Source organism: Comamonas sp. 4034, from assembly GCF_050434545.1.
In the GTDB taxonomy this organism is placed as follows: Bacteria; Pseudomonadota; Gammaproteobacteria; order Burkholderiales; family Burkholderiaceae_C; genus Comamonas; species Comamonas odontotermitis.
In genome coordinates this window covers 145,774-155,486 of sequence record NZ_JBNDIT010000011.1, presented here as the reverse complement: position 1 = coordinate 155,486, position 9,713 = coordinate 145,774, and the positions used below count along the sequence as shown (strand labels likewise).

Here is a 9,713-nt window from a genome sequence, read left to right as displayed (position 1 = left end):
TCCAGTTTGTGGTGCGGTACTTGCGCCGACCCCAGTTCGTCTCACTCATCATCCGAGCCTACTACCGCTGCGGCCCGGATTTGTGCAACAAAGCCGCTCCAGGTAGCAATTTCTCAACGCCGATGCAAAACTGGGCTCGCAAGCCAATCGCGTAGCGGGTCGCTTCCGTCAAAAAAGAACTGGGTGCCGACAGAGGGGCTAAAAGTTGAGAACGATGTCGTCGCATGGACACCGCCCGTTCCTCCGCTCCTTAGTCATGCAATCAAATCGTTGAACAATCTTTCATAACACACTCAACAAAAGAAAAAACAAGACCTACAAACTTTCGATATTGTTGAAATCCCTGATGGAAGTTTATTGGTAGAACTGTTACTTTTAGCAAGCAATTTGCAGGTACATTGCAAGCGGCGCGTAGCGGAGGGCTGCAGCGCTGTGCGTTCACCGTTTTCATCCTGGCCAGCGACCGCTGAGCCGCTTTCTTTTGAGGAGCCACTATGAAGCGTCGTTTTTTCTGTGCTACCGCCACCCTGGTAGCCAGCTTCGGTTTTGCCACGGCGGCTGCCGCCCAGACCAAGTGGGATTTCGCCACTGCCTACGGGCCCGGCAACTTCCACTCCAAGAACAACGAGTTGTTTGTGAAGGATGTGGACGCAGCCACGGGCGGCAAGCTCAAGATCACGCCCCACTTCGGCGCCTCGCTGTTCAAGATGCCCGAGATCAAGCGTGCCGTGCAGACCGGCAATGCGCAGATGGGCGAGTTCTTTCTGGTGAGTTTCCAGAACGAATCGCAGATTTTTGGTGTGGACGGCCTGCCTTTCCTGGTGGGCAGCTATGACGACGCCTTCAAGCTGTACCAGGCCCAGAAGCCTGCACTGCAAAAGCTGCTCGACAAGCAGGGCCAGGTGCTGCTGTATTCAGTGGCGTGGCCGCCGCAAGGCATCTACACCAAGAAGCCGGTCAATTCGGTGGCCGATCTGAAGGGCATGAAGTGGCGCGTGTACTCGCCCACCACGGCGCGCATTGGCGAGCTGATCGGCGCGCAGCCGGTGACGGTGCAAGAGGCCGAGCTGGCGCAGGCGCTGGCCACGGGCGTGGTCGATGGCCTGATCACGTCAAGCGCGACTGGCGCCGACAACAAGCTGTTCGAGAACCTGAAGTATTACTACAACGTGCAGGCCTGGATTCCAAAGAATGCCGTGACCGTGAGCAAGAAGGCTTTTGCCGCATTGGGCAAGGCCGAGCAGGATGCCTTGCTGAAGGCCGCAGCCGCAGCCGAGGAGCGCGGCTGGAAGGAATCGAAGGAAGTGGATGCCAAATCGATCGCAGCACTCAAGCAAGGCGGCATGAGCATCGAGACGGGCTCTGCCCAGCTCAAGACAGACCTGGCCAAGGTAGGGGAAACCGTGGTGAAGGAGTGGACCGAGAAGGCCGGCGCCGATGGCAAGGCCATTCTGGACGCGTACAAGGCTGCCAAGTAAGGATCAGCACCGGATCACGATGGCATGCGCCCATCTGCCTTCTGGGCCGATGGGCGCCTTTGTCAGTGACCACAGCCTTGGAACACAAACATGCGTAAATTTCTAGATGGCTTGTACTCTGCCGCCGCCTGGCTGGCAGGGCTGTCCATGATCGGCATTCTGGTGATGGTGCTGCTCACCGTCCTCAGCCGCGTCATCGGCTTCAACGCACCCGGTACCGACGCCTACGCGGGCTACGCGATGGCAGGCGCCGGTTTTCTGGCGCTGGCCAGCACTTTCAAGAAGGGCGAGCATATCCGCGTGACCCTGCTGCTGGGCGCGCTCAAGGGCAAGGCACTCAAGGTGATGGAAGTTGCCGCGCTGCTGATTGCCACCATATTGGCGGGTTTTCTGGCCTTCTATTCTGCACGGCTGACCTGGCAGTCATGGGACATCGAAGATATTTCGGTGGGCATTGATGCCACGCCCATGTGGATTCCGCAGATTTTCATGGCTCTGGGCACCCTCATCTTCTTTATCGCCCTGTGCGATGAGCTGGTGCTGGAGCTGATGGGCAAACGCCAGACCGCCGTGAACGAGGACGCACACCATGAGTGAAATTACCGCAAGCATTGCACTCATCGTGGTGCTCCTGCTGCTGCTGGGCGGCGGCGTGTGGGTGGGCCTGACGCTCGCCGGCGTGGCCTGGTTCGGCATGCAGTTCTTCACCGCCCGCGCCGCAGGCGACGCCATGGCGATCACCATCTGGGGTTCGGCCAGCAGCTGGACGTTGACGGCCCTGCCCCTGTTCGTGTGGATGGGCGAGATTCTCTACCGCACCAATCTGTCGGAGAGCATGTTCCGGGGCCTGGCACCGTGGGTCAACGCACTGCCCGGCCGCCTGCTGCACACCAATGTGATCGGCTGCACGATCTTTGCAGCGGTCTCCGGCTCGTCTGCCGCCACCTGCGCCACCGTGGGCAAGATGAATGTGCCTGAGCTGATGAAGCGCGGTTACCCACAAGACCAGGTGATTGGCTCGCTGGGCGGCCCCGCCACGCTGGGCCTGTTGATTCCGCCCTCCATCATCCTGATCGTGTATGGCGTCTCGGCGGAGCTGTCGATATCGAAGCTTTTCATGGCCGGTGTGCTGCCGGGCATCATGCTGGCGGTGATGTTCAGCGGCTGGATCATGGTGTGGGCGCTGATGAATCCCTCCAAGGTGCCCAAGGCCGATGCCACGATAGGCTTCAAGGAGAAGATTTACGAATCGCGCCACCTGATTCCGGTGGTGCTGCTGATCGCCTCGGTGATTGCCAGCATCTACACCGGCATTGCCACCGCGACCGAAGCAGCCGCCATTGGCGTGGTGGGCTCGCTCATTCTGTCTGCGGTACAAGGCGCACTCACCTGGAAAAACTTCAAGGATTCGCTGTTTGGCGCCACGCGCCTGTACTGCATGATTGCCCTGATTCTGGCTGGCGCCGCCTTCATGACGCTGTCGATGGGCTACATGGGCCTGCCACGCCAGCTGGCCGAATACGTGGGCAGCCTGAACCTGTCGCCCGCCATGCTGATTGTGGTGCTCGGCATTTTCTACATCGTGATCGGCTGCTTTCTGGATGGCATCTCCACCATCGTGCTGACCATGAGTGTGGTGCTGCCGATCATCCAGGCTGCAGGGATCGACCCGCTGTGGTTCGGCATTTTCCTGGTGATTACCGTGGAGACCGCCCAGATCACGCCGCCCGTGGGCTTCAACCTGTTTGTGCTGCAGGGCATGACGGGCAAGCAGATCACCTATATCGCCCGGGTCTGCGCGCCGTATTTCTTCCTGATGGTGATTGCGCTGGTGATTCTGTGGTTCTTCCCGCAGATCGTGACGGTGCTGCCCAACAATATGTAGGCCCCTCCCGCTTGCGAAAAACCGGCTCCTGCAGCCGGTTTTTTTTGCGCCCGTGGGTTTGCAACTGCCACCCAGCCAAGGCACCAGCGTTCGCAATGACAATGGCCGGTGGTGTATGTCTTCTCTCAAGAGCTTCTTGCGCTGACCATACCCTTTCGGAGCATCCCCCTTGGGCTGGCGCCATGGCGGCAGCGTTTGACACCCTGGCGCCTTATCGTCAGTACTCGGCTCTTTACAGACTGACTGAAAACCGGAGACACCCATGCACATCCACGGCTCCTGCCACTGCGGCGCCATCCGCTTCACCGCCGATATCGACCCTGAACGCGTCACGCTCTGCCATTGCAGTGATTGCCAGACGCTGTCGGGCGCGCCGATGCGGGCCATCGTCCGGGCGCCCATCGATCAGTTTCAACTGCAGGGCAACCCGAAGGCCTATGTCAAGACCGCGCAAAGCGGCCAACGGCGCGCGCAAGTCTTCTGCCCCGAATGCGGCACGCCTCTGTATGGCAGCGAGGCCGTGAACCCGCAGTATGTGGTGATTCGCCTGGGCTGCGTGGCCGAGCGCGCCGGGCTGCCGCCGCGCAAACAGATCTGGACGCGTTCTGCCATGCCGTGGATTCATGACCTGGAAAACGTGCCCGCCTTTGCCGAAGGCAGCTGATTTCATAAGAAAATAGCCTCTAGGGAGCCTCTGCAAAACTCCCTGCCGTGGTCTGAACGCGGCCTCGGGCGATCCGCTGCGTTGTCTTTTTCGTCAATAGCTACAGCTATTGCCTTCAAAAGACGCCTTGCGGCTCATCCCGACCCACGCCCATCCCATCTGGCGAGGGTTTTGCAGAGGCTCCCTAGCGCGCACCCCGCAAGCGCGATTCGCTTTGTTTTTTATAGCACCACTCCTGCGTGTGCGCTATCCCTCTGCCGCATGACCCGCCTTTTTGAGTTTGCCGATTCCGAAATCAGCCGCATCGAAACCTTGCCTGCCGGGTTGGTGATTCGTTTTGCAGCGGCCATGCTGTGCGTGCCTGAGGCCAACGAAGCGCTCTCTTCCCGCCGCAGCCTCCGGCAAGGCTATACCAATGGCCTGAGCCTGGTATTGACGGGTGCCCTGGTCACCGGCGACATGGCAGCTTGCACGGGCCGGCTGGCGGAAGGCCAGTTGGTGCTGGTGCAAGAACGCCTGCGCGCCCTGCCCGTGCCCAGCCTGTATGCAGCGGATGGCGCCCATGGAGCGGGTGGAGCAGCCCTGCGGCTGGAGCTGCAGAGCGCCCAAGGAGCCTGGCTGCGGATCGATGCCACAGGCCTGCGCTGCGAAGAGGCAGCGGATGCGCGGTTTCATGAGGCCTTTCAATGCTGAACCAGCCAACCACCGATAAGGGCTTGCCCAAGATACTGGTCAGCGCCTGCCTGCTGGGCCAACCCGTTCGTTATGACGGAGGCCACCAATTGGCGCAACACCCGGTGTTGGCGCACTGGCTGGCGCAGGGCCGGGTGGTTGCCATCTGCCCGGAGGTGGCAGGCGGCCTGCCAACACCCCGCCCGCCGGCAGAAATCACCACGGGCGGCAGCGGTGCCAGCGTGCTGTCTGGCCGCGCTCAGGTGCGCGACAGCGCAGGTGACGATGTTACGGATGCCTTTGCACGCGGCGCCCGGCTTGCGCTGCAGTTGGCGCAGAAGCACGGCATACGGGTTGCAGTGCTCAAGGATTTCAGCCCTTCCTGCGGATCCAGCCATATTTACGACGGCCAGTTTGCGGGCCGCAAGGTGGCTGGCGACGGCGTGACCAGCGCCTTGCTGCGCGATGCGGGCATTACGGTGTTTGGCGAACACCAATGGGATGCTGCAGCGCAAGCCCTGCAGGCCATGGACGGCGCCCGCAGCAAGGATTGATCGACATGCGTTTTGAAGGCACTTTGCAGTCGTGGAATGACGAGCGCGGCTTTGGCTTCATTGCCACCGACCAAGGGGGCGACCCTGTTTTTGTACACATCAAGGCATTTGGCCCGGGCGCTGCGCGGCCCCAGGCACAGCAGCGGCTGAGCTTTGAGGTGGAGCCGGGCCCGGGAGGCAAGAAGCGTGCCCGCAAGGTGCAACTGGTTCGCCCGCGTGCTGGCACTGCCGGCCCTACCACTCCTGCTGGCAGGCCCGCTCGCGGCGGGCAGCAGCGCAGCCCCGCATCCGCCCGCTCTGCCCATGGCAGTGCCCGCTGGGGAACCGCCAGCCTGTTTGCCTTGCCCGCCTTTGTGTTGCTGGGTGTGGGGCTGGGCGTGCTGTGGCGCCCGCCATCCTGGCTGCTATGGTGGTATGCAGGCCTGAGCGCATTGACCTTTGTCATCTACGCCATGGACAAAGCCGCAGCCCAAAGCGGCCAGTGGCGCACCAAAGAGAGTACCTTGCACCTGCTCGCACTGGGCGGCGGATGGCCTGGAGCGCTGGTGGCGCAACAGGTGCTGCGCCACAAATCGGCCAAGACGGAGTTTCGCGCGGTTTTCTGGCTGACCGTGCTGCTCAACGTGGCCGCCCTGGTGTATGTATGTTCGCCCGCCGGGCGCCATTTGCTGCCTTAGTTTGTCGTTCTTTACCGCCGCACGGCTCAATCTCAATGGGTGTGGGCGGTAATGCCGAGTGCCAGGCGCTCAATGCCTGCATCGCTCAGATCATCGGTCGCATAGCTCTGGCGTGCTGGCCACTGGGCAAAGTTGCGTGATTGCGAGCGTTCGTAGTGCGGGTCGTAGTGCTGCGCCATCAGCTCGGCAAACAGGGGCGACAGCGCGCCTTGCTGCGCCCAGGCCTGCCAGCGTGCCACCGCCTCCTTGCCCTGCAATTCCTTGAGGTAGCCCAGTTTTTCTTCCAGCAGGGCCGCATCGTCGCCCAGGTAGGCATAGTCGCGCAGCAGGTAGGCCAGGCGCGCCTCTGGCGTTGCCTGGATTTCGACCACCGGCGCAGCGCGCAGGTGCGCCACCAGCGGCAGGGGCAGTGCAATGCGGCCGATCTTGGCGCTTTCTCCTTCGATGAATACCGGGCGCTCCAGATCGAGCGTGCCGATCTGCTCGGCCAGCAAGGTCTCGAAATGCTTCTGGCTGGGCTGGGCAACGCCCGGCAGGCTGCCCAAAAGAGAGCCCTTGTGGCTGGCGTAGCCTTCCAGATCGATGATCTGCGCGCCCTGCTCCGCCATGGCGTGCAGCACACGGGTCTTGGCGCTGCCGGTTGCGCCGCACAGCACGCGCAGCTGCAGCCGGGGCACCAGGGTGTCCAGCTGTTCGATCACATGCGAGCGAAAACCTTTGTAACCGCCAGCGAGCTGCTGCGCATCCCACCCCACCAGGCGCAGCCAGGTCACCATCGAGCCGCTGCGCAGCCCGCCTCGCCAGCAGTACACCAAGGGCTTCCAGTTGGCAGGCTTGTCATGGAAGGTCTCGCGCAGATGCCGCGCCAGGTTGGCGCTGACCATGGCTGCGCCCAGGCGCTTGGCTTCAAAGGGGCTGACCTGCTTGTAGATGGTGCCGATCTGCGCGCGCTCTTCGTTGCTGAGCACGGGGCAGTTGATGGCGCCGGGAATGCGGTCCTGCTCGAATTCGGCGGGCGAACGGGCGTCGACGATGGTGTCGAACTGGTCAATGTCGCTGATGCGGACAGGCTGGCGGTGAGACATGGCAGAAGGCTCGGCACTCCCACATGGGAGTCAATCAAAAACGGGGCGCTGCTGTCATGGCAACAGCGGCTTCGCAGTGTTTGATCGAGCCTCGATACATCCGTTTGTGCGCCCCTTTCTTGGAATGGGCGCACGCTGCGCGCGAAAGCTGGCATTATCCCACCACGCGCAAGCCAGTGGCAGCTGTTCAGCCGTCCACGGGTTGCGCGGGCGTCTCCAGGGTCAGCTGGTACAGCGCCAGATCCAGCCAGCGCCCGAACTTGAAGCCCACTTGCGGCATCAGGCCCACGCTCTTGAAACCGAGCTTTTCGTGTAGCGCAATCGAGCCCGTGTTGGCAGCGTCGATGGCGCCCACCAGCGCATGCACATCGTGCGCCCGGGCCTCGGCAATCACCGCCTGCAAAAGCCGCTTGCCCAGCCCCCGGCCGCGCTGGTCGTTGCGCACGTAGACCGAGTGCTCCATGGTGTACTTGTAGGCCGGGTAGGCGCGAAAGCTGCCGTAGCTGGCAAAGCCCAGCAGCGCACCGGCCTCGTCTTCCAGGCCGATCACCGGCCAGCCGCCCTTTTGCTTGGCGGCAAACCAGGCCACCATGCTCTCTGCCGTGCGGGGTTGGTAGTCATACAGCGCCGTGCTGTTGACGATGGCATCGTTGAAGATGGCCAGGATTGCAGCGGCATGGCGCTCATGGGTGCATGGCACCAGTTTCGGTTCACTCATCACTTGCTCCGGGAAAATTCGGGGTTCACCAAGGCCAATGCATAGCGTGCGGGCGTATTGCCGGTGTTGGAAAACACCAGCGTCTGGTTCAGTTCCATCGCCAGGCAATCGCCCGCCTGCAGCTCCCAATGCTGATCGCCCAGGGTCAGTTGCATGGTGCCTTCCAGCATCCACAACTGCTGGTGCAGCGGCTGGCTGCGCAGAGCATGGTCAAAAGCCACGCTCTGGCCAGGAGGAAAGCGCACCTCCACCAGCTCCAGCGGCGCTGGATAGCTGGCTGGCGAGAGCTGGCGGCGCACGTAGCCCGTGGCCGGGTCCTGCCAGCGCGGCTGGCTGGCAGCGCGTGCCAGGGGCTGCGCCACTTCGCCGCTGCGCTCCTCTTCAAACAACGATGCCAGTGACACCTGCAGCGCCTGCGCCAATTTACCCAGGACTGCGGCAGTGGCGCTGGTCTCGCCCCGCTCGATCAGCGAGATGGTCGAACGGCTCACGCCACTGATCTGCGCCAGAGCATCGAGCGTGTGCCCGCGCGCCTTGCGCAGGCCATGCACGCGGACGGAGAGAAGCTGGTCGATGGACATGAATCCATCATAAAGGAAAAATTTCCAATTTATCAGAATAAATGCATTCAAAATGCATTCAGCAGCGGCGGGAGGAGAGCGTAAACAGGTTCTTAAACGACCGGCTTGCGCAGCAATGCCATGGTGTGCATATCAAAGTACACCCCATCCACACAGAAGCCATCGCGCAGCAGCCCTTCGCGCACAAAGCCCTGGCGCTCGTAGAGCGCTATGGCCCGCGCATTGTCTGCACGCACGGCAAGCTCCACCCGTGTAAAGCCATAGGATTGCGCGGCTTTCAGCGCGGCCTGCATCAGCCGCTCTCCAATGCCCTGGCCGCGCATTGCGGGCAGCAAGCCCATGCCGAGCATGCCCACATGGGCACGCGCCTGCCCGTGCACGGGTTGCACGCCGCACCACCCGCACACCTGGCCGTCTGCCAGCGCCACGAAGTACGGCTGGCCCTTGTCGATATAGGCTTGCAGATACTCGCGCATCTGCGCAGGCGCTGGCGCGCATTGCGATGCGAGGTAGTGCTTTTCGCGCGCCACCGTATCAAACACCTGCCAGATGGCGTCGAACTGCGCAGGCTGCAGGGCTTCAATGGATATCTGCATCGCAATTACAGCCTTCTGCGCAGCGCTTCAAAAAACAGGGTCGATTGCAGGCGTTCGCCGTTGGCCTGCTCGGCCACCCGTGCGGCCAGCGCCGGATCACAGGGCGCCAGTGGCACTCCGGTCGATTGCGCCAGTACCTGGGCCTGGCAGGCGCGCTCCAGGTAGTACAGGTCGTCAAAGGCGTAGTCCATGCGCTCGCCGCAAACGATGATGCCGTGGTTGCCCAGAAAGCTGATGTCCGCGCCCTGCATGGCATGGGCAATGCGTTCGCCTTCGCGCCCATCCAGTGCAAAGCCGTTGTACTGGCTGTCCACCGCCACGCGGCCATGAAAGCGCATTGCGTTCTGGCTCAAGGTGGTGTCGAGCGCGCGTTGCTGCGTCAGGGTGAGTGCGGTGGCGTAAGGCATGTGCGTATGCAGCACACAGGTCTTGCGGGCGATGCGGTGCACCGCCGTGTGGATGAACATGGCCGTAGGCTCCACAGCGTGGCCACCTGCGACCACGCAGCCCTGGTCATCGACGATCACCACATCATCGGCCTGCACCTCGCTCCACATCAGTCCGCGCGGGTTGAGCAGAAAGTGCCTGCCATCGGGCAGCGCCATGCTGAAATGGTTGCATACGCCCTCGCCCAGGCCGAAATGCGCCGCCGCACGCAGGGCCAGCGCCATGTCCTCGCGCATCTGGACGACATCGGGATCGGTGAACAAGGGGTGCGCTGTGCTGCCTGGGGTATGGGGTGCATTCATGGGGCGACCACTCTGTAGAGGATGACGGAAGAAGTTCCACCAGTATGGAAGGCG

12 protein-coding genes are annotated in these 9,713 nt (G+C 62.2%); 7 read left to right on the top strand and 5 right to left on the bottom strand.

The window, feature by feature from the left end:
- Positions 1 to 494 precede the first annotated feature (494 nt).
- The 7 genes from ABIE32_RS13735 to ABIE32_RS13705 all read left to right on the top strand — a co-directional run bounded on the left by ABIE32_RS13735 (position 495) and on the right by ABIE32_RS13705 (position 5,930).
- Complete coding sequence (locus ABIE32_RS13735; protein ID WP_429016952.1) at positions 495 to 1,478, top strand: TRAP transporter substrate-binding protein; 984 nt, start codon at positions 495 to 497, stop codon at positions 1,476 to 1,478.
- Between the two features lie 90 nt (positions 1,479 to 1,568).
- Positions 1,569 to 2,075 (top strand): TRAP transporter small permease, encoded by a 507-nt coding sequence (locus ABIE32_RS13730; protein WP_224152401.1) that lies wholly within the window; start codon positions 1,569 to 1,571, stop codon positions 2,073 to 2,075.
- A complete protein-coding gene (locus tag ABIE32_RS13725; RefSeq protein ID WP_429016950.1) occupies positions 2,068 to 3,363 on the top strand; it encodes a TRAP transporter large permease in 1,296 nt (431 codons plus the stop codon). Before ABIE32_RS13730 ends, ABIE32_RS13725 begins: the two co-directional genes overlap by 8 nt.
- Positions 3,364 to 3,625: 262 nt before the next feature.
- Positions 3,626 to 4,027, top strand: coding sequence for a GFA family protein (locus ABIE32_RS13720; protein WP_429016948.1), 402 nt, complete (start codon positions 3,626 to 3,628; stop codon positions 4,025 to 4,027).
- Positions 4,028 to 4,288: 261 nt separating this feature from the next.
- The gene (locus ABIE32_RS13715; RefSeq protein WP_429016946.1) at positions 4,289 to 4,720 is read left to right on the top strand and encodes a hypothetical protein; all 432 of its coding nucleotides are present in this window, start codon (positions 4,289 to 4,291) and stop codon (positions 4,718 to 4,720) included.
- Positions 4,714 to 5,253 (top strand): DUF523 domain-containing protein, encoded by a 540-nt coding sequence (locus ABIE32_RS13710; RefSeq protein WP_429016943.1) that lies wholly within the window; start codon positions 4,714 to 4,716, stop codon positions 5,251 to 5,253. Before ABIE32_RS13715 ends, ABIE32_RS13710 begins: the two co-directional genes overlap by 7 nt.
- Positions 5,254 to 5,258: 5 nt before the next feature.
- Positions 5,259 to 5,930 (top strand): DUF1294 domain-containing protein, encoded by a 672-nt coding sequence (locus ABIE32_RS13705; RefSeq protein ID WP_429016940.1) that lies wholly within the window; start codon positions 5,259 to 5,261, stop codon positions 5,928 to 5,930.
- Between the two features lie 32 nt (positions 5,931 to 5,962).
- On the opposite strand, the gene mnmH is transcribed toward ABIE32_RS13705, so the two are convergent.
- The 5 genes from mnmH to ABIE32_RS13680 form a co-directional block, all read right to left on the bottom strand.
- Positions 5,963 to 7,015: a tRNA 2-selenouridine(34) synthase MnmH gene (gene mnmH, locus ABIE32_RS13700; protein WP_429016938.1), complete on the bottom strand. Its 1,053-nt coding sequence runs from the start codon at positions 7,013 to 7,015 to the stop codon at positions 5,963 to 5,965.
- Positions 7,016 to 7,202: 187 nt separating this feature from the next.
- Positions 7,203 to 7,733, bottom strand: coding sequence for an N-acetyltransferase family protein (locus ABIE32_RS13695; protein ID WP_429016935.1), 531 nt, complete (start codon positions 7,731 to 7,733; stop codon positions 7,203 to 7,205).
- Positions 7,733 to 8,314 carry a helix-turn-helix domain-containing protein gene (locus ABIE32_RS13690; protein ID WP_429016933.1) on the bottom strand — a complete coding sequence of 194 codons (582 nt, stop codon included), beginning with the start codon at positions 8,312 to 8,314 and terminating at the stop codon, positions 7,733 to 7,735. The genes ABIE32_RS13695 and ABIE32_RS13690 overlap by 1 nt, the downstream gene beginning before the upstream one ends.
- 92 nt (positions 8,315 to 8,406) lie before the next feature.
- Positions 8,407 to 8,910, bottom strand: coding sequence for an N-acetyltransferase family protein (locus tag ABIE32_RS13685; RefSeq protein WP_429016930.1), 504 nt, complete (start codon positions 8,908 to 8,910; stop codon positions 8,407 to 8,409).
- A 5-nt stretch (positions 8,911 to 8,915) separates the two neighbouring features.
- The gene (locus ABIE32_RS13680; protein WP_429016927.1) at positions 8,916 to 9,659 is read right to left on the bottom strand and encodes an aldolase; all 744 of its coding nucleotides are present in this window, start codon (positions 9,657 to 9,659) and stop codon (positions 8,916 to 8,918) included.
- Positions 9,660 to 9,713: the final 54 nt, after the last annotated feature.

Coding starts and splice junctions, on each gene's coding strand:
- ABIE32_RS13735 (WP_429016952.1), top strand. CDS start 495: ATGAAGCGTCGTTTTTTCTGTGCTACCGCCACCCTGGTAGCCAGCTTC.
- ABIE32_RS13730 (WP_224152401.1), top strand. CDS start 1,569: ATGCGTAAATTTCTAGATGGCTTGTACTCTGCCGCCGCCTGGCTGGCA.
- ABIE32_RS13725 (WP_429016950.1), top strand. CDS start 2,068: ATGAGTGAAATTACCGCAAGCATTGCACTCATCGTGGTGCTCCTGCTG.
- ABIE32_RS13720 (WP_429016948.1), top strand. CDS start 3,626: ATGCACATCCACGGCTCCTGCCACTGCGGCGCCATCCGCTTCACCGCC.
- ABIE32_RS13715 (WP_429016946.1), top strand. CDS start 4,289: ATGACCCGCCTTTTTGAGTTTGCCGATTCCGAAATCAGCCGCATCGAA.
- ABIE32_RS13710 (WP_429016943.1), top strand. CDS start 4,714: ATGCTGAACCAGCCAACCACCGATAAGGGCTTGCCCAAGATACTGGTC.
- ABIE32_RS13705 (WP_429016940.1), top strand. CDS start 5,259: ATGCGTTTTGAAGGCACTTTGCAGTCGTGGAATGACGAGCGCGGCTTT.
- mnmH (WP_429016938.1), bottom strand. CDS start 7,015: ATGTCTCACCGCCAGCCTGTCCGCATCAGCGACATTGACCAGTTCGAC.
- ABIE32_RS13695 (WP_429016935.1), bottom strand. CDS start 7,733: ATGAGTGAACCGAAACTGGTGCCATGCACCCATGAGCGCCATGCCGCT.
- ABIE32_RS13690 (WP_429016933.1), bottom strand. CDS start 8,314: ATGTCCATCGACCAGCTTCTCTCCGTCCGCGTGCATGGCCTGCGCAAG.
- ABIE32_RS13685 (WP_429016930.1), bottom strand. CDS start 8,910: ATGCAGATATCCATTGAAGCCCTGCAGCCTGCGCAGTTCGACGCCATC.
- ABIE32_RS13680 (WP_429016927.1), bottom strand. CDS start 9,659: ATGAATGCACCCCATACCCCAGGCAGCACAGCGCACCCCTTGTTCACC.